The following is a 21373-nucleotide window of genomic DNA, read 5'->3' as shown; positions in this document are numbered from 1 at the left end:
TGGCATCCAGCGCGATGGCGAGGTCCGGGGCTGTGCTGTCCACGCTGCCATCGTCGGTGGCGGTGCCGGTATTACCGGCAGAATCGGTCACGCTGGCAGTCACGTCATAGCCGCCGTTCGGCAGAGGGGTCCCCACATCCACGCTGAAGCTGCCATCCGGATTGACAGTGGTGATCAGGGTCTGCTGGTTGCCGTTGGCGTCGGTCACCACCAGGGTCACTGTGCTCCCCGCCGGGGCATCCGTGGTACCGGTCAGGGTTGGAGTCGTGTCATTGGTATTGTCAGGGGCCGACACAGTGATCACCGGCGGCACCAGGTCGATCAACAGATCTTCCTCACCCGCGAACGCATCGCCAACAACCCCCGTGTCGGTCTGGGTAGCGGTATCAAAACCCGCCGCCGCTATGGTGGCATCACCGGTTCTGTCGATGGTGATGAAGCCGCCGTTGCCGCTGGCACCCGCAACGCCGCCCACGTTGCCCGCAGCGGGTGCCCCGCCCGCCGCCGACGCTTCAAATGCCTGGGTCGGGTCAGTCCCCGCCAGAATCGCCTGCTGCAGGGCGGCGATGTCGTCAGGTACATTCCCCTGCCCCTGCCGTGCCAGCTGGGGCTCTTCAGAGTCGGGAGTGTTGCTCGGGCTTAGGGTGAAGGTGGTCTCCCCCCCCTGGAAGCTGGCCCCCTCAGGAGCGAGCAATACGGCATCCTTGGGCAGCACATCGCCTTCAGAAAGAAGCGTCTGGCTCCCGTCAGCGGCAACCAGATAGACTTTGCCTTGCAATTGGGTAACGACGACATCTTGATCCAGTACGATGCTCTTGCTGCTCATGGTTTCTCCTGAAATATCAATGGGCATAGATTTCCAGCCTCCAATGTGCCCGTTAGTACGACCAGATACCAGTGAGAAAAATCGAACGAACAGACCGAAATGAGGCTTGGATTCGCGCCGAAAACGAAGGGTGTTTGAAGGGTAATAAAATTAGTTAAATCAATATCATCAAAAATGGCAGCATCAAGATGGGAGCCTTATTGGCTCCCATTTCATGTCGACTCAGGCCCCGGCCCAGAGCAGGATGGCCAGCAGCTGGGGAGAGATGATCCGCAGGAACATCACCAGGGGGTAGACGGTCGCGTATGACAGGGCGCTGGCGCCACTGGTGGGGTGCATGCCGTTGGCGAAGGCCAGGGCGGGAGGATCCGTCATGGAGCCGGCCAACAGACCGCACAGGGTGAGGTAATTGACCTTGCCATAGTGGCGCGCCAGCACCCCGACCACCAGCAGCGGGATCAGGGTGATGGCCACGCCATACATCATCCAGGCGGGACCATCCCCGTTGATCAGTGTGTCGATGAAGCCGGCCCCTGACTTGAACCCCACCACCGCCAGGAACAGCACTATGCCTATCTCCCGCAGCGCCAGGTTGGCGCTCGGCGGCATGAACCAGTAGAGCTTGCCGATGCTGCCGATGCGCGACAGGATGAGGGCCACCACCAGGGGGCCACCCGCCAGACCCAGTTTGAGGGCCGCCGGGAAGCCCGGCAGGTAGAAGGGAATGGAGCCGAGCAATACCCCCAATCCAATGCCGATGAAGACCGGCAGCATCTGCACCTGCTGCAGTTTCTGCTGGACGTTGCCGACCACGCTGGTCACGGCCTCGATGGCATCTAGCCGCCCCACCAGGTTCAGGATGTCGCCAAACTGCAGGCTGGTCTGGCTGGTCGGAACCAGCTCGATGCCGGCCCGGTTCAGACGCGAGATGACCACATCGTATTTCTGCTTGATGTCGAGATCCCGGATCCGTTTGCCGAGCACCTGCTCGTTGGTGACCACCACCCGCTCGACCCGCAGATCCGTTCCCCGGGTGGAGAGGGAGGTATCCACCTCCTCCCCGAGCACCAGCAGCACCTTGTGCAGGGCGTGGCGCTCCCCCACCAGGTGCAGCAGATCGCCGAGCTCGATGCGCGAGTCGGGCTTGGGCACCATCAGTTCGTCACCGCGCTTGAGGCGGGAGCAGATGACATCGGCCTCGTCCAGGCTCGGGATCTCGCGAAGCATCAGGCCGTGCATGTTGGGGTTGCGCACCGCGATATTGATGGTCTGCAGGCTCTCCTTGGTCTTGCCCGCCTGTTGTTCGAACGCGGCGGCTTCTTCGTCGATCTTGACGTGAAAGAACATGCGAATGAGCCACATGGTGAGCAGGATCCCGCAGATCCCGAACGGGTAGGCCACCGCATAGCCCATCCCCATCAGGCCGGTGGAGCCCGGATCCGCCCCAAGCTCCGCCAGTATCTGCTGGCCCGCCCCCAGCGAAGGGGTGTTGGTCACGGCGCCGGAGAAGACCCCGAGGATCACCGGCAGCGGCACGTCGAACAACTGGTGCAGCGCCGCAGCCACCACGCAGCCGAGCAGCACCAGCAGGGCGGCGAAGCCATTGAGCTTGAGCCCCGAGCTGCGCAGGGAAGAGAAGAAGCCGGGCCCGACCTGGATGCCTATGGTGTAGACGAACAGGATCAGACCAAATTCTTGAATGAAATGAAGTGTTTGCTCATCCAGCTTCAGGCCGGAGAGCCCGGCAAAATGCCCCACTATGATGCCGCCGAACAGCACACCGCCAATCCCCAAACCAACGCCATAGACTCGCCAGTTTCCCAGCCAGAGTCCCAGCACCGCCACCAGCGACAACATGCTGATGGAAAGCGCGATCTCACTCATTTTTGCATCCTTTCCAAGCTGAACTGACCCTAGCTTGTCAGCAAACGAAGGGGGCAACTGTGGGGTGCCGCACGAATTCAGGCTTTCATGGGTGCAAAAATACCAATTAAGGGTTAATCAGGCGACATAGCCATAGATGGCCACAAAGTGACAGAGGCTCCCGCCCAGCACGAACAGATGCCAGATGGCGTGGTTGTAGGGGATCTGCCTGGCCATGTAGAAGAGGGTGCCCAGGCTGTAGATAAGCCCGCCAAGCCCCAGCAGCAGGAGCCCGGTGCCATCCAGATGGAGATAGAGCTGATAGACGACCACCAGGGACAGCCAGCCCAGCATCAGATAGGTGAACAGTGACAGGCGCTTGAAGCGGTTGATGAACAGGAGCTTGAATACCACCCCGGCCAGGGCCAGCCCCCAGATCACCACCATCAAGCCCTGCGCCAGCGGGGTATCGAGCGCCACCAGCAGGAAGGGGGTGTAGGTACCGGCGATCAGCAGATAGATGGCGCAGTGGTCAAGCAGCTTGCACCGGCGTCTGGCCACCGCCGATCCCATGCTGTGGTAGAGGGTCGAGGCGAGATAGAGCAGCACCAGGCTGGTGCCGTAGAGGCCGTAGCTCAGCAAGGCCTGGGGACCCTGATCCCAGCCCTTGTGCAGCAGCAGGATCAGGCCGATGATCCCCAGCAGCAACCCCAGCCCGTGGCTGAGACGATTGGCCCACTCTTCCCGTGGGGAATACCCCGTCACATCCGTCATCACCACCTCCAGCCAAAACCCGATCCACTCTAGCGGCCGACGTTTCAGGCTACAAGTGTTAGCTCAAAATAAAAAGGGGTCAGCTCATGGGGAGTCCCGCCGTCAGGAGGTGGCTGTTCCCCCCGCCCCTTTGGTGTATGCTCTGCGGCCGACGCCACCCGCGCAGATGGCCGTGTCTGTCCGGCACGGCGCGCGCCCGGTACTTTCTGCCCGACAGGCTGGTCTGGAGAACCTGATGAAGCTGACTGAACTGTTTACACAACCGGATCCTGACTTCGGCCAGGCCATGACGGCCCTGCTGGAGACCTTCCATCACTCGGATGACAGTCAGGCCCCCTATCAGCGCGACAGTTTCGTCCATCAGCTCGATCAGTCGTCCATGCCCGCCAGCGGCATAAGCACGACAGAGTACCTCACGCGTCTCGCCGCCCTGGTACCCGGCGCCTCCCATCTCACCTCGCCCCACTACATGGGACACATGACGGCGCCCCTGCCGGCCTTCACCGCCGAGCTCTCCCGGCTGCTGGTGATGCTCAACCAGAATCCGATGAAGATGGAGTCCTCCCGTCTGCTCAGCTTCCTGGAGCGGGAGGTGCTGGCCAAGCTGCACCGCCTCGTCTATCAGGAGAACGACGGCTTTTACGCGGCGCAGATGCATGCCAAGGATGCCGCCCTCGGGGTCATGACCAGCGGTGGCACCATAGCCAACGTCACCGCCCTCTGGCTGGCCCGCAACCGGGCCTGTGGCGACGATCTGTTTTCCCTCTACGAGCAGGGCTACCGCGGCGCCGTGATCCTGGGATCCCGGCTGATGCACTACTCCTTCGACAAGGGGATGGATCTGCTGGGGCTGGGGGCTTGCCGCGTCTGGCGTCTCGAGACGGATGCCGACAACCGGCTCTGTCTCTCGGCCCTCGAGCATGCGCTGGTTCGATGCCGGGAGCAAAAGCTCAAGGTGCTGGCCCTGGTGGGGGTCGCCGGCAGCACGGACTTCGGCTCCATCGATCCCCTGCCCGAGCTCGCCGCCATCGCCCGGCGCGAGCAGATCCACTTTCACGTGGATGCCGCCTGGGGCGGCCCTACCCTGTTTTCCCCTCGCTATCAGGGCCTGCTGGATGGCATAGCACAGGCCGATACCGTGACCCTGGACGGCCACAAGCAGCTGCTGGTGCCGCTCGGTACCGGCATGCTGCTCTGCCGCCAGCCGAACCTGATGATGACGGTGAAGCGGGAGGCCCCCTACGCCATTCGCGCCAGCTCCTTCGATCAGGGCCGCTTCACCCTGGAGGGCACCCGTCCCGCCAACGCGCTCTATCTGGATGCCGCCTTCCAACTGTTGGGCCAACAGGGCTATGCCCAGCTTATCGACGCCAATTACGACAGGGCACGGCGGATGGCTGAGCTCATCGATGCCCACCCCGCCTTCGAGCTGATGTCGGCACCCGTGATGAACCTGCTCTCCTATCGCTGCATTCCGCCTCACCTGCAGGGCAAGACCCTGGACGAGGCGGCCAACGAGCAGATCAACACCTTCAACGTGGCGTTGCAAAAGGCCCAGCGCGCCGAGGGGCACAGCTTCGTCTCCCGCACCCAGCGGGCGGTGAGCCGCTACGGCGCACAGCCGCTCACCCTGCTGCGCGCCGTCCTGCTCAATCCCCTCATCGAGGAGCGCCATATCCGCGGCTTGCTGGATGACCAGCTGCGGCTCGGCAGCCTCGTTGCCAGCCAGCTGTTCGACCAGACAGAACAACCAGGATCTGTGGCATAGGACAGCAAGTGCCATCCTTAGGGTGGCGACCCCGCAGTGGGGAACTGCATACTAAATGAACGGTCTTATTCATTTGCCGTTGCCTAACGGGCAGGTACACTGAGTGAAATTTTGAGGTTAGAGCCCAGCATGAAGCAGTTTATTGAATTCATTCCCCTGATCGTCTTCTTCGCGGTCTACAAGTTCTACGACATCTACACCGCCACCGGCGCCCTGGTGGTCGTCACCGGTCTCCAGCTGCTCTACAGCTGGGTGCGGTATCGCAAGGTCGAGAAGATGCAGCTGTTTACCTTCCTGCTGGTCGGTTTCTTCGGCGGCCTCACCGTCTTCTTCCACGACGACACCTTCATCAAGTGGAAGGTGACCGTCATCAATGCACTCTTTGCCCTGGCCCTGCTCATCAGCCGCTACGGCTTTGGCAAGAATCTCATCAAGCAGATGCTGGCCAAGGAGCTGCAAGCCCCCGACCGCGTCTGGGACAAGGTCAACCTCGGCTGGGTCGGCTTCTTCGCCCTCTGCGGCCTGCTCAACCTCTATGTGGCCTTCAACCTCTCCCAGGAGATGTGGGTCAACTTCAAGGTCTTCGGTCTGCTGGGCATGACGCTGGTGTTCACCCTGCTGAGCGGCGTCTACCTCTATCGCCACATGCCGGCCGAGCAAAAAGCAGAACAGAAAAAATAACCGCAATCAGAAAAGGACCCTCTCATGTGGTATCTCATCTACTCCGAAGATGTCGCCGGCAGCCTGCCCCAGCGCAAGCTGGCTCGCCCTGCCCACCTCGCCCGTCTGCAGGCGCTGCAGGATGAGGGGCGCCTGCTGACGGCCGGCCCCAATCCGGCTATAGATGCCGAGGACCCGGCCGATGCGGGCTTCACCGGCAGCACAGTCATCGCCGAATTCTCCAGCCAGGCCGACGCCAAGGCCTGGGCCGATGCCGACCCATATGTGGCGGCTGGCGTCTATGCCAGGGTGACCATCAAGCCGTTCAAGAAGGTGTTCTGAACCGGGCCCGGTTCGCATCATTTTGAGCGCGAGAATGTAAAAGGCCGGACACTGTCCGGCCTTTTTACATCTGCGCGCCCTGGCAGCGGCAATCAGGCCCGCGCCACAAACCAGGGGTTGAGGATATCCGGCTTGTTGTAGGCAAGCGCTGAGCCATCGAGCTGGGTCACGGACCCACCCGCCCCTTCCAGCACCGCCTGCGCCGCCGCCGTATCCCACTCGCAGGTGGGGGCGAGGCGCGGATAGAGCTCGGCGCCCCCTTCGGCGATGATGCAGAACTTGAGTGAGCTGCCCATGGAGACCAGTTCTACTTCACCGAGCGGCGCCAGGTAATCCAAGGTTGCCTGAGAGAGATGGTTGCGGCTGCCCACCACCCGCCATGTTTCCCCATCGCTATGGGGGCGGGTCTGAATGGCTTTATGCGTGCCATCGGCAACACGCCAGGCCCCGACCCCCTTGCCGCCATACCAGAGCCGGTCCAGCACAGGGGCATAGACCAGCCCCCAGACCGGCCTGCCCTCCTCGATCAGCGCAATGTTCACGGTGAACTCGCCGTTGCGGGAGACGAACTCCTTGGTGCCATCCAGCGGGTCCACCAGCCAGTAGCGGGACCAGCCGAGCCGCGCCTGCATCGTCTCGGCGTCCGACTCTTCCGACAGCACAGGGATATCCGGCGTCAACCGGGTCAGCGTCTGTACTATCACCTCGTGCGCCCCCTGATCGGCGGCGGTGAGCGGACTCTCGTCCTGCTTGTACTCCACCACGAAGGGTTCACGGTAGATGGTCAGGATGGCGTCACCGGCGGCGCGGGCGATGGGCTCCAGTGCGGAAATGGCGGGTAAGAACATAGAAAAGACATCTCGCTCAAGTGGTTAGCCAGTGTATCTGCTTCAGACCTGTCTGGCTTATAGCCGATTTGCCTGAGTTATTCCTTGCTAGTTCTGACAGACAAAAAGTGGCGCAATACGACTAATGATAAATGTGCGATTAACGCAACATAAGGACATGAAGCAATGAACCGAAAGACTCTGATCGCCGCCCTGCTGCTGGGCTGTCTGCCCCTGTTGAGTCAGCCTCTGCTGGCCGCCGACAAGCCGGCTGCCAAGCCGGCCACCACGGTCACCAGCGCCAAGGAGGCTGGCAAGATCAACCTCAATACCGCCAGTGCCGATGAACTCGCGGCGCTGAAGGGCGTTGGCGAGAAGAAGGCGCAAGCCATCGTCGATTACCGCGAGAAGCAGGGCAAGTTCACTACTGTGGATCAGCTGGCGGAGGTGAGCGGCATAGGGCCCGCCACCCTGGATGCGAACCGGGACATGATTATCGTCAAGTAACCGGTTTGAATCCCTGTCATCCTGAGGGCAGCCTGTGGCTGCCCTATTTTTCTTCGGGTATCATGAGCGCACTTAGTATCCTCGGACTCATTCCATGAAAAAGACACCGCTCGTTGTTCGCAAGGCCGTCCTCCCCGTTGCCGGTCTGGGTACCCGCATGCTGCCCGCCACCAAGGCCATCCCCAAAGAGATGCTGCCGGTGGTCGACAAGCCGCTGATCCAGTATGTGGTGCGCGAGGCCATCGCCGCCGGCATCAAGGAGATCATCCTGGTGACCCACTCCAGCAAGAACTCCATCGAGAACCATTTCGACAAGAGCTTCGAGCTGGAGGCGACCCTGGAGAAGCGGGTCAAGCGTCAGCTGCTGGAAGAGGTGCAGCACATCTGCCCGAAAGACGTCACCATCATGCACGTGCGCCAGGGCGAGGCCAAGGGTCTGGGCCATGCGGTGCTGTGCGCCCGCCCGCTGATCGGGGATCACCCCTTCGCCGTGCTGCTGCCTGACGTGCTGATCGACGAGGTGGCGAGCGATCTCAAGCAGGACAACCTGGCCGAGATGGTGCACATGTTCGAGGCGGACCAGATCAGCCAGATCATGGTGGAAGCCGTCCCCGAGAGCGAAGTGGACAAATACGGCATCGCCGACATCAAGGGCGAGGCCCTGAGCGCCGGCATGTCACTGCCGATGCAGGCCATCGTCGAGAAGCCGCCGCGCGACGAGGCACCCTCCAACCTGGCCGTGGTCGGCCGCTATGTGCTCTCCGCCAACATCTGGCCCTTGCTGGAGAAGACCCCCGCCGGGGCGGGCGACGAGATCCAGCTGACCGATGCCATCGCCATGCTGATGGAGAAGGAGCAGGTCAATGCCTACTTCATGAAGGGTCGCAGCCACGATTGCGGCAGCAAGCTGGGTTACATGAAGGCCAACGTGGAATATGCGGTGCGCCACCGCGAACTGGACGGCGAATTTACCGCTTGGCTCAAGCAGTTCGTCAAACAGTTGTAATTGCTGAAAATTCACACAATTCACAGAATAAAAGACTGGGCATCATTCGATGCCCATTTTCATTTTATAAACAAAAATTCAACCATTGATAGATAAAATATCGTCAAAAGCTCTCGTTGTAATTCAATCCTGCTTGTTTTATAAGGAATATGGCTTGTTCCTAGCCCTTGCATAAAATTTCTAAAAAAATATAAGACACAGGTGGAAGTTCCAATGAATAACCCGTCCAAAGGGACCTTTTTAGGTCACCCTAAAGGGCTCTTTTTGCTCTTTAGTACCGAACTCTGGGAGAGATTCTCCTACTACGGCATGCGTGCCGTGCTCGTCCTCTATCTGACCGACATGACGGCCAACGGCGGCATGGGCTGGACCCAGGCCGACGCCCTCAAGCTGTACGGCATCTATACCGGTCTGGTCTACATCACCCCGATCATCGGGGGCTGGCTGGCCGACACCTTCCTCGGTCAACGCCGCGCCATCCTGATCGGTGCCATCTTCATGGCCGCGGGTCAGTTTACCCTGGCCCTGCCCCACGCCATGTTCCCGGACATGGTCAACACCGTCTTCTACGCAGGCCTTGGCTTGCTGATCCTGGGTAACGGCCTGTTCAAACCGAACATCTCCACCATGGTGGGCGACCTGTATCAGGAAGGTGACCACCGTCGTGACGGTGCCTTCACCATCTTCTACATGGGCATCAACCTGGGCTCCCTGCTGGCAGGGGTGATCTGTGGTGCCGCCGCCACCGCCTACGGCTGGCAAGCTGCCTTCGTCAGCGCCGGTATCGGCATGCTGCTCTCTCTGGTGGTGCAAGCCACTATGGCCCAGCGTTTCCTCGGCGACATCGGCCGTGTGCCGGCTGCCCAACGCGCCGCAGAGCAGCGCTCCAAGGAGCAGAAGGCCCCGCTGACCAAGCAGGAAGTGGATCGCATCAAGGTCATCCTGGTGCTGGGCCTGTTCACCATCATCTTCTGGGCCGGTTTCGAGCAGGCCGGTGGTCTGATGAACCTGTACGCTCAGGAATATACCGACCGCATGATCGGCAGCTTCGAAGTGCCGACCGCCTGGTTCCAGTCCCTGAACCCCTTCTTCATCATCACGCTAGCCCCGATTGTGGCCGCCATCTGGATCAAGCTCGGCAGCAAGGAACCAAACTCCCCGGTGAAATTCGCCATGGGTCTGCTGTTCCTGGCCGTCGGCTTCCTCTTCATGATCGGTGCCGTGCTGGAGCAAGGCGGCGATCAGGCGGTCAAGACCTCCATGTTCTGGCTGGTCGGTGCCTACCTGTTCCACACCCTGGGCGAGCTCTGCCTCTCCCCCATCGGCCTCTCCATGGTCACCAAGCTGGCACCGCTGCGCCTGGCGTCCCTGATGATGGGTGCCTGGTTCGGCTTCGTCGCCCTGGCCAACTATGCAGCCGGTTTCATCGGCTCCTTCGTCGGTGAAGCGGGTCCGATCGCCATCTTCGGTGGCATCGCCCTGGCCGCCGTGATCAGCGCCCTGATCCTGCTGACCATGGCGAACCGCCTGGTCTACTGGATGCACGGCGCCGAAGGCCCCGCCAAAGAGGCCGACGAGCACGACAAGAAGCTGCAATCCGCCGCCGTCTAATCGGTCCGGACTGCACAACGCAAACAGGGCGCCCATTGGGCGCCCTGTTTGTTTCGGCTCTAAAGCGCGGCCTCAGTGATGACGCACCTGCATCTTCAGGGCGCTGCCGTTGTCGCTGCGAAACTGCAGCTCGAAGGGCTCGTGCCAGCTGCGCTTGTGCAACCCATAGCGGCTGCTGCGCATCAGCCCGAGCGGCAAGCCACCCGAGCGCATCAGCCAGTGGGGCGAAGTGAGGCCCGCATTGGCAAACACCAGTCCGTCTTCCTGATCGAACAGCAATGCCGCCATGGAAAAGGAGTGGCGCAGACCCGACTCCAGCAGTTGCAGATTGAGGTAGTCGAGCAACCTGTGGGGCTGGGTCAGCAGCTGGCTCTCCTGCTGCTGGTATTGGCGATAGGGCCCGTTCATCAAGGAGCGCACCAGGGCACCGCAGAAGGCGGCATCCACTCCGAGAATGGGCAGCTCCATCACCAGCACCAGCAGCTTGTCGTCCAGCTTGAAGGTGTCGGGAATGAACAGATTGCCCATGCCGGCGAACGTCACCTGCCAGGGCCCCCACTCCTGCATGTTCGGTGGTGCCAACCAGGCCAGCAGGCGGCTGGACGCCAGATCGTGGGCCCGGAAGAAGTCGATGTGCTCCATCAGCTCCAGTTGCTGGCTCTGGTGGGCGTTGCTCGTCAGGCACTGATCTATGCTGCGCCGGATCTGGCCATAGTCATCCACCGGCTTGATGAAGAAGTCGCTCGCCCCCGCTCGCAACGCCCGCTCGATGGCGGCCATCTGATCCTGACCCGAGATGACGATGACAGGCACCTCGGGGTAGCGGGCCGCGAGGCAGGCGATCACCTCATGCCCATCCATGTTGGGCATGTTCAGATCGCATAACACGATATCGGGGTGATAGAGTGCGGCTGCCGAGAGCCCTTCGATTCCATCTTCGGCCTGAAAGACACAGGCCCCATCATGCTCGAGATAAGTAACCAGCGAGTGGCGAAAAACCGCTTCATCCTCCACCACCAAGATCCGTAGTCCGGCTTTTGACATCTTGACAAAGCTCTTATTAGTCAAACGGTTATTTGAGCACTAAGCCTAGATCATGGGAGCGCCATCTCGCCACCCAATATTGCCGGGCAGCCCCTCCAAATGGCCAGTCAGCCATCCAAGCATTTGAAATGGACTGATTATTTTGTCAGCAACTTATGCCGCTTCCCTGCCAAACGGGAGGGCTGCGCCCCATTCACCACGGGATGAAGGGGCACCACGGCATCATCAGGCAGCCATCCATGGGCACAGTGAATTGTATGCGACCCCGCCATGAGGGATAATGCCCCCCACTCCAGATCGTGAAGCAGACCATGACGCCAGCCGAATACAGCGCCCTCGCCCATCCCAGACTCTCCCACCCGGCACGCAGCCTCTACACCCTGCAGCTGCGCCGGCTGGTGCTGGAGAATCGGCTGCCCAGGCTCAACTATCCCGAACTCGGGCGCGCCCTGGCGGTGGTCGATCCGGGCAATCCCAGCGGGTTCTGCTATCAGGTCAATGCCCGCCAGCTCACCGAACTGCTCGATGAGCTGATGGAGGCCGAATTGTTGCAGGTCGAGGCACAGGCGGACAGTGAGCACTACCATCAGTGCCCCTTCCAGCTGCCCCTGCTGAGCCAGCGGGTGCGCAGCCCGCTGCCGGAGCGCCCGTTCCAGATGCATCTGCACTGGCGGCCGGATGAAGAGCTGCCCGCCCTCGCCCGCCTGTGCGGGGTGATCGATGCCAGCTACAGCGAAGAGGATCTGGGGGAGTTCATCGCCTACTGGCTGGGTCGCCCCGAGGTGTTCGACTCCCAGCATCAGTGGATGCTGAAATTTATCCGGACCCTCAAGAGCCGGCGATACACAAGGCGCCAGCCGACCGAGGTGGCCGGTTATCAGCAGGTCACCCCAGCTCCCGTCGATTCGGGGCCGAGCAAACGGGCGCAGGAGATGATCGAGGCCGCCAAGCGGCTGGCCCAGACCGAGGAGCCGGACAATGATTGATCCCGGATGCCCGCAGCAGGCACTATTAACCCCTTGTCACCCCAGCCCCAGCAGAAGGAGTATCCCATGACAGATCCGCACGACCCGCTGCGCCAGGAGCTGGAGGAGATCGAGGCCAAGCGCCGCAGGATCGCCAAGGCCAAACAGGATCATCGCGTGCACGATCCCGAGCTGAGCCAGCACGTGGGCGGCCTGCTCGAGCGCATCCGTCGCCTGCAGGCCCAGACCGGCGGTGGCCAGTACGACTACGAGACCCTGCGCAAGGAGTACGACGCCAAGGCCAATGCCGAGGTGCGCGAACTGCAGAAGGCGGCGCGCCAGGAGCGGATCCAGAAGCTGATCGCCCAGGCCGACCTCAACCCGGACTGGATCTTCGAGAAGATGGATGCCGGCGACCCCGCGCTGCAATACCCCATAGAGACGGCCCGCTACTTCATCAGCGGCTTCGAACATTGGGAGAAGAGCGGCGGTGGCTGCATGCTCATCTATGGCGACTACGGCACCGGCAAGTCCACCCTGGCGGGCGCCGTGGCCCACGAGCTGATCGAGCGCCATCAGAAATCGGTGATCTTCCAGCAGTGGGCCTCCGTCGTGGACAGGCTCTTCTTCAACGTCATCCAGGATCAGGAGGAGCGCAACCAGTACCGCCGCGCCCTGGAAGAGGTGGATCTGCTGATCATCGACGAAGTGGCGGCCAACCGCGCCAAGATGGCGGAGAGCCAGTCCAGCTTCCTCGGCCACCTGTTGCGCCGCCGCCGCAACCTCTCGAAGAGCGTCATCATCATCACCAACCACAGTCCCCAGAGCCTGCATCAGGCCATAGGTGACTTCAGCTTCGAGGCGATCAAGGCGTTCAACCCGGTGGATATCCACCTGAGCGGCCCCAGTCGTCGCCCTAGCATAGGCCACTACAACGGCTGATCCTGTGCGAGCCCGGCCACTGGCCCGGGCTCGCCGCATTTCCCCGCCTCAAATAAAAACAACTCTCATTTACAGCGCCGTGCCAACCCTTTAGGCTGACCCTTTCGCCACAGGGAGCAGCACAATGCCAACCACACTCATCTTCGGAGCCAGCCGCGGGCTGGGCCGCGCCTTCACCGAACACGCCCTGCGCCAGGGCCACAGGGTCCTGGCCCTGGTTCGCCAACCCGAGATGGCCGCCGAGCTGCGCGCCCTGGGGGTCGAAGCCATCGAAGGGGATGCGCTGGACTCGGCCGCCGTGCAGCAGGCTTGCGCGCAAGCGGGTCCGGGTGCCCGGGTCGTCTCCACCCTCGGCAGCTTTCGTCAGCCGCAACCAGTGGATTATCAGGGCAATCGCCACGTCATCGACGCCATGGAGCAGACCGGGCTCACCCGCCTGCTGCTGGTGACCTCCCTCGGCTGCGGCGACAGCTGGCAATACCTGCCCGAGCGGGCCAGGGCGGCGTTTGGTCACGAGGTGCGCTTGAAGAGCCTGGCGGAGAGCTGGCTGCAGACCAGCGCGCTCGACTGGACCATCCTCAGGCCGGCCGGCTTGCAGGATGGGGAGGCCACCGGTCGTGCCGAGCTGAGCCAGGGCAAGGAGGTACACGGACTGGTGCGCCGCGCCGATGTGGCCGCCCATGGGCTGCGCCTGCTGGCCGACGAGGCTGCGCTGGGGCAGATCTACGCCATCGGCGATCCCGAGCTCCATCGCGCCTGACCCATCCACAACCCAAGCCAGCGCATAAAAAAACGGTCAGCCCTTGGGCTGACCGTTTCACACTCTCTAGCCGCCGCGTTATCTCGCCTGGCTGGCGGCCGTGTCGCTTGCCACCGGGTTGGCAACCGGCAGCGACCGCTGACGCCAGCGCAGCAGCAGGCAGGCGAGGCCGCCATGAAGCAGTGCCAGCCCCCAGAGTTGCCACCAGTAGCGCGACACCTGGCTGAACTCGGCCTCCATCTGGTTCAGGCGCAGGAATCCCTCTATGGCCGGCGTGCTCGGCACCCACTGGGCCAGCCAGTTGAGGGGGGTCGGGATCAGCTCCAGCGGCCAGATGAAGCCGGCGAGGAAGACCAGCGGCAGCGAGGAGATGAGCACTACCTGGGTCGGCAGGTCGCGCCGGGTAAACAGGGCCCCCAGCACCACCCCGAGCCAGGTCGTGGCCAGCAGGAAGGGCAGGGTGAACAGCCACAAGGCGGCCGGCTCTGCGGTGCGGGCTATGCCGTAGTGGTCGAAGCAGAAGCCGAAGAAGTAGGTCACCGGCAGCACGAACAGCCCCCCCACCACCAGGGTGCGGGCCAGCAGCAACGCCAGCACGGGCGCCTGCTGCCAATAGCCGTGCTCCCCTCGCCCGCTTCGCTGGTTCTGGGTCGCCCCCAGAATGCCGGTGCCCATCAGCAGCACCTGATGCAGGATCAGCACGAACACCGCCGGCACCACGTAGTTCACATAGCCCATGGACGGGTTGAACACAGGCACCACGTTGAGCCCGACCGCATTCCAGCCCATGGCCGCCTGGGGCAGCGCCTCGCCGTGGCTCAGCAGGCGGGCTACCTTGACCTGAGCCGCCAGGGTGCCTCCGGCCTGGGCCAGCCCCTCGGCTATGGTGCCGTAGACCAGGAAGTAAGAGGCGTCGCCGGCATAACCCAGGGTGGCGCTCTTGCCCAGCATCAGATCCCGGTAGAAGTGACGGGGAATGTGCAGTATGCCGCTCGCCTTGCCGGTCAGCATCCACTCCTGCGCCTGTGTCAGGCTGTCGACCCGAGCCACCAGTTTCACCTGGGGCGTCGCATCGGCCATGAACTCCAGCTGACGGGAGAGCTGGCTGCCGTCATCGTTGACCACCACCACAGCCTCTTCGCGAGGCAGCTGATGCAGATAGGGCTGCGGATAGAGGAAGGAGTAGAAGAAGACGCCGCCAAACAGGGTCAGCATGATGGCCCTGTCCGCCAGCAGGGTGCGCAACTCGAGACGCACCAGATCCCAGAAACCCATCATGATTCAGGCTCCTTGGTGGCCAGCTGGCGGGCAGCATGGGCCTGGGGTTGATAGCGCCGCACGACCAGCAGCAGCGGCAGCAGGAACAGCAGCAGGGCGCCGAACTGGGGCAGGGCCGCCGTCAGCGGCTGGCCGTAGTTGGTCTGGCCTATCTGCAGCTCGACATAGTGGGAGATGGGCAGCAGGCTGCGCCAGAACTGGGCCACATCCCCCATGGCGCTGACCGGGAAGGTGACCCCCATGAAGGCGAACCCAGGCGCCGTGTAGGCACCCGCCAGGGAGAGTGCCCGGGCCGGATCCCGGATGACGCCGTAGAAGAAGGCTCCCATACTGACGCAGGCAGCCGAGGCCAGCCCCAGACCCAACGTCAGCACCAGCCAGCTCCCCTGCATGGGATAACCCAGCGCCTTGAACAGCAGCAGGCTCCACGCCAGCCCCCACCCCCACCCGATGAGCACATGGGGCAGCAGGGTGCGCCAGAGGCCGAACCAGACCCCTCTGGTGGTCCAGTCCAGGCCGAGTCGATCGGTGCGGGCCAGGGCATTGAGGCCATAGAGCACCACCAGGATCTGCCACACCGCGGGCAGCAAGGCACTCAGCAGAAACTGGGCGTAGCTGGAGTTGATGTTGTAGAGCGCCGTCACCTGGCTCGCTATGGGCACGGATTGCCCCAGCGCCCCGGGCAGCGCCTTGCCGTCGGCCATGGCCGCCAGCACGCCCACCTGACCGTTGAGGGTGCCCACCACCTGGGCCAGTGCCGCGTTGACCAGCTTGGCGATCAGGATGAACTGGCCGTTGTTGAACACTGTCGCCCTGGGCTGGGTGCCCTCCCTGGCATCCCGCTCCAGGTGGTTGGGGATCACCACCAGGGCATAGATGTCCCCTCCGCGCAGCGCCCTGGCGCCCTCGTCTATGGTGTCAAACTGCTGCGCTATCTTGAGCCCGGCCGAGCCATCCAGCGAAAATGCAAGCTGACGGGAGAGGGTGCTGCGATCCAGATCCACCAGACCCACCTTGAGATCGCGCGCCAACCCCGCAGAGAATATCCAGCACAAGAGCCCGATCAGCAGCAGCGGGATCCAGCTGGTCAGGGCCCGGCTGAAGGGGTCTTGCCACAGCAGTCGCCATTCGCGTCCCATCAGAGTTCGACCAGCACGCTCATGCCAACCCGCAATCCCTCAACCGGTTGCAAGGGGCGCGCCTCCACCTGGAAGCTCTTCATGTCGAACCCCTGACGGGTGTCTGTGGCTCGCCAGGTAGCGAAATCCCCCATCGCGGCCACATGGGACACCTTGAAGCGCACCGTCTGATCGCCAAGGCCCGGGATGCGGGCATCAAACTCGGTGCCGACCGGGAAACGGGGCAGCAGATCCTCGCGCACATGGAACTGGGCCCAGGCATCTTTCATGTCGAGCAGGGTCACCACAGGGAAGCCCTGGGGCGCCAGCTCGCCGCTGCGCAGCAGCACCTGGGCGACTTCCCCCTCGTGCGGGCTGGCGATGCGAGTATCGGCCAGATAGGCCTCGACCTCGGCCACTCCGCCTGCCGCCATCTTGGCCTGCTCCCGCGCCGCGACCTTGGTCTCCTCCCGCGCCCCTTCCAGGGTCATCTGGTATTGCTGCCAGGCCATGCCTTCGCTGTATTTGGCCGCCTGCCAGGCCGTCCAGGCCTCATCACGCTTTTGCAGCGGCATGACACCGTCCCGATGCAGGCTAGCGATACGCTCATAGGTCTTGCCACGAAGCAGGGCGGCTGCCTTGGCTTGCTGCCACTGATCCTTGGCCGCGGCTATCTGCTGGGCCCGCGCACCCTTCTCGGCCTCCTGCGCCATGGCACCAGCGGCCGCCTGACCCGCCTTGGCCTGGCTCAGCTTGGCCTCGATCTCGGGGCTCGCCAGGGTGAACGCCAGCTGACCCTTGGCCAGTTGATCTCCCTTCTTCACCAGCACCTCGTCGATGCGCCCCGCCACCTTAGAGGAGACAGAGTACTGCTGCGCCTCAATCTGGCCCTGCAGGCGCACCGGCTCCGGCTGATAGGCCAGCCAGAAACGCCAGCCCAGCCAGATGACCAGCAGCACCATGGCAAGTGGCAGCAACCAAGGCTTGCCCTGGCTCATCTTCTTCTTGATGGGGGGATGACTCATGAATTCACCTCGACAAAAGGGCGACCCTTGGCGGTCGACACAGTGATGGACAGATGGACCTGCTGGGTCGAAGTCATGAATTCACCTCTATCGCCTGACCATGCTGATATTGATTGAAACTGTTCATCTGCCCCGAGAGCGCCAGCAGGCGGGCCAGGGAGACCACGTATTGGTAGGCTGCGGCGGCACGCTGGGTCTTGACCCCGGCCAGCTGGCTCTGGGCATCCACCACATCCAGGGAGGTGGAGAGTCCCTGGCCGAATGCCTTGTCCCGCAGCCGCACGCTCTCCTCCGCCAGGGCCTGGGTCGAGGAGAGAGCATGATACTCCTCCAGCCCCTGCGCCGCCTCACGCCAGGTCTTCTCGACCAGCAGCTCCAGATCCTGGCGGGTCTTGGCCTGCAGCAGATTGACCTGCAGCTCGGCACTCTTGGCCGCCTGCACCGTCTCGGAGCGGCCGTCGCGGCTCACCAGCGGCATGCTGACCCCGACCCCGACCAGCCAGTCCGGCGTGGTCTTGGAAACGATGGAGTCATCTTCATAGAGGTTGTAGTTGCCAAACAGGAAGAGCTCGGGGGCGTATTTGCCCTTCTCCAGCCTGATCATGCCCTGGGCCTGCTCCTTCTTGGCCGCCAGCAACTTGAGGCCGGGGTGCACCGCCAGGGTCTCCTCCACGAAGGGGGTGAGCTGCGGCATCCCCTCGTTGATGAAGAGCCGGGTGTTGGGCTCCGCCTGCTTGAGCTTGAGCATGTGGCCGAGGGCCAGCTGGGCTATCTCCAGGCTGCGTCGCGCCTTCTGGGTATCGATGCGTGCCCTGTCATAGGCCGACTGGGCGGAGAGTCGCTCGACCTTGGCTATCTGGCCCTGGGCTTCGAGCTTTTTGGCATGATCCAGGTGGTGGGCCAGCCCCTGCTCGATCTCCTGCTTGGTCTGCACCACCTGGGCCGCCAGCACCACGCCGAAGTAAGTCTGGGAGAGGCTCTCGAAGGTGGACTGCTGCTTGAGCACCAGCAACTGCTGCGCCTCGCTCACCTGCGCCTGGCGGATGTCCTGGGCCGCATCGATGCGCCCGCCGGTGAAGAGGGGCCACAGCATCTTGACCGAGCTGGTCACCACGTTCTGCTTGGTGAGGGGAGTGACGAAGTCGCTGGGGCTCAGGTTGAGCGCCTGCATGACGGGGCCCAGCACCTTGCCGAATTCCGGGTGATTGGCGATGGGATTCAGATCCAGCATGTCCAGCTCCATCGGCTGATCGAGGTGGGTATAGCTGGCCCCCACATCCACCTTGGGCAGGTACATGCCCTTGGCCGCCTCGCGCAGCTGCTCTGCCCGCGCCACCCCGGCCTGCTCTGCCGCCAGCCCCTCATCCTGCTGGATGACCCGGCTCCAGGCCTCGGTGAAGCTGACGGTCTGCGCCTGCGCCGAGCCCAGCATGGCTCCCAGCAGGCCCGGGCAGAGCAATTTGATGAACCTTGACGTCATACATCCCCAATTTATGTTTGTAATAAAATTGTGTGGAGCCTTTGCTCGATTCAGGCTCGCTATCATAGCGTAAACAGGCGCCGGAAAGAGACTGCCAAATCACCGAGTCCCTCACTCATTTGACCCTGACCATGGTCCCAGACAATATGTCTGATTTTCAAGCACTCCTGAATTTGCAAGCCTTGGCGCGACGTTTTTTTCAGAAAAAAATGGCTGACGCTCAAATACTAACCTTTTCTCCTGACTAAAAAATGCGTAATATACGCCGCCCTAAGCCGATGGTAACCGTGGAATGCAGATAGGTCCCCACACGCTTGAAACTCCCTTGATCGTGGCCCCCATGGCCGGTGTAACAGACCGACCATTTCGTGAACTTTGTTTACGTTTGGGAGCAGGCATGGCCGTTTCCGAGATGCTGCTGGCCAACCCGGATGTCTGGGATACCCAGAAAACCAGGATGAGAATGGGCCACTCTGCCGAAACCGGACTGCGATCGGTCCAGATTGCCGGAGCCGACCCCGAGATGATGGCGTTTGCTGCCCGCTACAACGTGGAGCAGGGCGCTCAGATCGTCGACATCAACATGGGATGTCCGGCAAAAAAAGTGAATAAAAAGTTGGCAGGCTCCGCCCTGCTGCGTCAACCCGATCTGGTCAGATCCATCTGCCAGGCCGTGGTGAATGCAGTAGAGGTACCTGTCACCTTGAAGATCCGCACAGGATGGGATCCGGATAACCGCAATGGCGAGGAGATCGCCCGAATCGCCGAAGATTGCGGTATCGCGGCCCTTGCCGTGCATGGTCGTACCCGCTCCTGCCTCTACAAGGGTGAAGCGGAGTACGACACTATCAGGGCGATTAAGCAGGCCGTATCGATTCCTGTTGTCGCCAATGGCGACATAGACAGCCCGGAGAAGGCCCGGTATGTCCTCGACTATACCGGCGTCGACGCCGTGATGATCGGCCGTGCTGCGCAAGGACGACCCTGGATTTTCCGGGAAATCCGTCATTTTCTTGAGACGGGCACCAAGCTGCCGCCTCCCGACAGGGAAGAGGTTCGCACCCTGATGAACGAGCATGTTACCAACCTGCACCAGTTTTACGGTGCATATCTGGGAGCGCGCATTGCCCGTAAACACGTGGGCTGGTATCTGGATGAAGAAGAGACGGGCCGAGAATTCCGTAAGCACTTCAATGCCCTGGATTGTGCAGACGCACAGTTGAACGCGCTTGAAATGTATTTCGATGGATTAGGTTAACGCATAACTAAAGAGCCGACCGAATATGTTCGAACAAACCCTGACTTCTGATGCATTGGTAACAACTACTCACAATCACGCTGCCGAGCCGACCCAGCGCCCCCTGCGTGACTCTGTGCAACAGGCCCTGCGTAACTACCTGGCCCAGTTGAACGGTCAGGAAGTGATTGATCTGTACGATATGGTTCTCTCCGAAGTCGAAGCCCCCATGCTGGACGTGATCATGCAGTACACCCGTGGTAACCAGACTCGCGCCGCCGTGATGATGGGCATCAACCGTGGTACCCTGCGCAAGAAACTCAAGCGCTACGGCATGAACTGATTCCAGTCATCCTGCTGCAGTGCAGATAAGGGCGTATCCCAGCGATGGGATACGCCTTTTCTATGGCCGACGTTCCTGAGAGCGTCTTACTCCGCGGCCAGCTTGATGCCGAGTCCCACGAACAGCCCCCCCATCAGGCGATTGAGCCAGCGTGCCAGCCGGGCAGGCAGGCGCACCTTGCGACTCGCATAGGCGGTCGAGAAGGCCAGCAGGTGGCACCAGATCATCCCGTTGAGGTTGAAGATGCAGCCCAGCACGATAAACGCCAGCGCCTTCTGCGGCGCATCGGGGGCGATGAACTGAGGCACAAAGGCGAGGAAGAAAAGCGCGACCTTGGGGTTGAGCACATTGGTGAGCAACCCCTGCCGGAAGATGCGCCCATAGGGGAGCGCAGGCAGCGATACCGCGGGCTCGCTCGCAACGGATGAGCTTGCACCTTGCCTGAGCAGGGAAATCCCCAGGTAGACCAGATAGAGCGCCCCCATCAGCTTGATGACGGCGAACAGCTCGGCAGAGGTACTCAGCAGCGCAGACAGCCCCAGCGCCGCCGCCAGCACATGCACCATGGTGCCCGTTCCTATGCCCAGTGCGGCCACCGAGCCCGCTCGCCAGCCTTGCGAGCCACTGCGCAGCATGATGAGCAGGGAGTCCGGCCCCGGCATCATGTTCAACAACAGGCCAGAAACGATAAACAACGCCAGATCGTGGATCCCCAACATACACAGCTCCCTTGCCGATGAAACTCACAGTCTATGGATCCAGCCCTCCTTGTCACTCCCCCGTTACGGCAATAGTGAGCATAGGCAGGAGGCATAGCCAGGGGCAATCAGGGTTGGCGGAGAGTATAGAAGAGTAGAAAGGTAAGCAAGTGGGTAAACAACGGGCCATGTATTTGGATCAGATGACCTGGGCATCCTCTGAACCATCAGAAAATCGGTGCTGAAGCACAGAATGTCAGGCAATAAAAAACCCCGCTCAGTGAGCGGGGTTTTTTGTA

At 62.0% G+C, this 21373-nt stretch carries 21 protein-coding genes; 11 read left to right on the top strand and 10 right to left on the bottom strand.

The features are described from left to right. The 3 genes from AAHB08_RS20935 to trhA all read right to left on the bottom strand — a co-directional run. The coding region (locus AAHB08_RS20935; protein ID WP_342059974.1) for a retention module-containing protein at window positions 1-826 on the bottom strand (826 nt) is incomplete at its 3' end. 222 nt (window positions 827-1048) lie between these two features. Then, window positions 1049-2710 carry a putative transporter gene (locus AAHB08_RS20930; RefSeq protein ID WP_139439639.1) on the bottom strand — a complete coding sequence of 554 codons (1662 nt, stop codon included), beginning with the start codon at window positions 2708-2710 and terminating at the stop codon, window positions 1049-1051. A 117-nt stretch (window positions 2711-2827) separates the two neighbouring features. Next, entirely contained in the window at window positions 2828-3463 is a 636-nt protein-coding gene (gene trhA / locus AAHB08_RS20925) for a PAQR family membrane homeostasis protein TrhA (RefSeq protein ID WP_342059973.1), read from the bottom strand. Between the two features lie 235 nt (window positions 3464-3698). On the opposite strand from trhA, the gene AAHB08_RS20920 reads away from it, so the two are divergent. The 3 genes from AAHB08_RS20920 to AAHB08_RS20910 all read left to right on the top strand — a co-directional run bounded on the left by AAHB08_RS20920 (window position 3699) and on the right by AAHB08_RS20910 (window position 6233). Continuing rightward, window positions 3699-5231 (top strand): aminotransferase class V-fold PLP-dependent enzyme, encoded by a 1533-nt coding sequence (locus tag AAHB08_RS20920; protein ID WP_342059972.1) that lies wholly within the window; start codon window positions 3699-3701, stop codon window positions 5229-5231. 129 nt (window positions 5232-5360) lie between these two features. Continuing rightward, window positions 5361-5912 carry a septation protein A gene (locus AAHB08_RS20915; protein WP_247625609.1) on the top strand — a complete coding sequence of 184 codons (552 nt, stop codon included), beginning with the start codon at window positions 5361-5363 and terminating at the stop codon, window positions 5910-5912. Window positions 5913-5936: 24 nt separating this feature from the next. Next, window positions 5937-6233 carry a YciI family protein gene (locus AAHB08_RS20910; protein WP_139439635.1) on the top strand — a complete coding sequence of 99 codons (297 nt, stop codon included), beginning with the start codon at window positions 5937-5939 and terminating at the stop codon, window positions 6231-6233. A gap of 92 nt (window positions 6234-6325) precedes the next feature. On the opposite strand, the gene cysQ is transcribed toward AAHB08_RS20910, so the two are convergent. After that, window positions 6326-7081, bottom strand: a complete 756-nt coding sequence (gene cysQ, locus AAHB08_RS20905) for a 3'(2'),5'-bisphosphate nucleotidase CysQ (protein WP_342059971.1) — start codon at window positions 7079-7081, stop codon at window positions 6326-6328. A gap of 165 nt (window positions 7082-7246) precedes the next feature. Between cysQ and AAHB08_RS20900 the strand changes: the two genes are divergently transcribed. The 3 genes from AAHB08_RS20900 (at window position 7247) to AAHB08_RS20890 (ending at window position 10184) form a co-directional block, all read left to right on the top strand. After that, on the top strand, window positions 7247-7567 hold the full coding sequence (locus AAHB08_RS20900; protein WP_342059970.1) for a ComEA family DNA-binding protein: 321 nt from the start codon (window positions 7247-7249) through the stop codon (window positions 7565-7567). A 94-nt stretch (window positions 7568-7661) separates the two neighbouring features. Next, window positions 7662-8573 (top strand): UTP--glucose-1-phosphate uridylyltransferase GalU, encoded by a 912-nt coding sequence (gene galU / locus AAHB08_RS20895; protein ID WP_139439632.1) that lies wholly within the window; start codon window positions 7662-7664, stop codon window positions 8571-8573. A gap of 213 nt (window positions 8574-8786) precedes the next feature. Beyond that, the gene (locus tag AAHB08_RS20890) at window positions 8787-10184 is read left to right on the top strand and encodes a peptide MFS transporter (RefSeq protein ID WP_202046654.1); all 1398 of its coding nucleotides are present in this window, start codon (window positions 8787-8789) and stop codon (window positions 10182-10184) included. Window positions 10185-10256: 72 nt separating this feature from the next. Here AAHB08_RS20890 and AAHB08_RS20885 read toward each other — a convergent pair whose 3' ends face one another. After that, window positions 10257-11228, bottom strand: coding sequence for a response regulator (locus AAHB08_RS20885; RefSeq protein WP_342059969.1), 972 nt, complete (start codon window positions 11226-11228; stop codon window positions 10257-10259). A gap of 311 nt (window positions 11229-11539) precedes the next feature. On the opposite strand from AAHB08_RS20885, the gene AAHB08_RS20880 reads away from it, so the two are divergent. The 3 genes from AAHB08_RS20880 to AAHB08_RS20870 all read left to right on the top strand — a co-directional run bounded on the left by AAHB08_RS20880 (window position 11540) and on the right by AAHB08_RS20870 (window position 13895). Next, entirely contained in the window at window positions 11540-12214 is a 675-nt protein-coding gene (locus tag AAHB08_RS20880; protein ID WP_139439629.1) for a DnaT-like ssDNA-binding domain-containing protein, read from the top strand. Window positions 12215-12280: 66 nt separating this feature from the next. Next, window positions 12281-13135: a DnaA ATPase domain-containing protein gene (locus tag AAHB08_RS20875; RefSeq protein WP_139439628.1), complete on the top strand. Its 855-nt coding sequence runs from the start codon at window positions 12281-12283 to the stop codon at window positions 13133-13135. A 124-nt stretch (window positions 13136-13259) separates the two neighbouring features. Next, on the top strand, window positions 13260-13895 hold the full coding sequence (locus AAHB08_RS20870; RefSeq protein ID WP_342059968.1) for an SDR family oxidoreductase: 636 nt from the start codon (window positions 13260-13262) through the stop codon (window positions 13893-13895). Between the two features lie 78 nt (window positions 13896-13973). On the opposite strand, the gene AAHB08_RS20865 is transcribed toward AAHB08_RS20870, so the two are convergent. The 4 genes from AAHB08_RS20865 to AAHB08_RS20850 form a co-directional block, all read right to left on the bottom strand. Next, window positions 13974-15173 carry an ABC transporter permease gene (locus AAHB08_RS20865; RefSeq protein WP_342059967.1) on the bottom strand — a complete coding sequence of 400 codons (1200 nt, stop codon included), beginning with the start codon at window positions 15171-15173 and terminating at the stop codon, window positions 13974-13976. After that, window positions 15170-16312, bottom strand: a complete 1143-nt coding sequence (locus tag AAHB08_RS20860; protein ID WP_342059966.1) for an ABC transporter permease — start codon at window positions 16310-16312, stop codon at window positions 15170-15172. The genes AAHB08_RS20865 and AAHB08_RS20860 overlap by 4 nt, the downstream gene beginning before the upstream one ends. Continuing rightward, window positions 16312-17316, bottom strand: coding sequence for an HlyD family secretion protein (locus tag AAHB08_RS20855; RefSeq protein WP_342059965.1), 1005 nt, complete (start codon window positions 17314-17316; stop codon window positions 16312-16314). The genes AAHB08_RS20860 and AAHB08_RS20855 overlap by 1 nt, the downstream gene beginning before the upstream one ends. Window positions 17317-17389: 73 nt before the next feature. Further along, window positions 17390-18796 carry a TolC family protein gene (locus AAHB08_RS20850; RefSeq protein ID WP_342059964.1) on the bottom strand — a complete coding sequence of 469 codons (1407 nt, stop codon included), beginning with the start codon at window positions 18794-18796 and terminating at the stop codon, window positions 17390-17392. A gap of 292 nt (window positions 18797-19088) precedes the next feature. Here AAHB08_RS20850 and dusB point away from each other — a divergent pair, with 292 nt between their 5' ends. Both dusB and fis read left to right on the top strand, forming a co-directional pair. Then, window positions 19089-20054, top strand: coding sequence for a tRNA dihydrouridine synthase DusB (gene dusB, locus AAHB08_RS20845; RefSeq protein ID WP_111911924.1), 966 nt, complete (start codon window positions 19089-19091; stop codon window positions 20052-20054). A gap of 25 nt (window positions 20055-20079) precedes the next feature. Beyond that, window positions 20080-20376 carry a DNA-binding transcriptional regulator Fis gene (gene fis, locus AAHB08_RS20840; protein ID WP_005309538.1) on the top strand — a complete coding sequence of 99 codons (297 nt, stop codon included), beginning with the start codon at window positions 20080-20082 and terminating at the stop codon, window positions 20374-20376. Window positions 20377-20462: 86 nt separating this feature from the next. On the opposite strand, the gene AAHB08_RS20835 is transcribed toward fis, so the two are convergent. Further along, a complete protein-coding gene (locus tag AAHB08_RS20835) occupies window positions 20463-21095 on the bottom strand; it encodes a LysE family translocator (RefSeq protein ID WP_342059963.1) in 633 nt (210 codons plus the stop codon). Window positions 21096-21373: the final 278 nt, after the last annotated feature.

This window comes from Aeromonas sp. OTU364 (assembly GCF_038440395.1).
In the GTDB taxonomy this organism is placed as follows: Bacteria; Pseudomonadota; Gammaproteobacteria; order Enterobacterales; family Aeromonadaceae; genus Aeromonas.
This window is presented reverse-complemented; position numbering and strand designations above follow the sequence as displayed.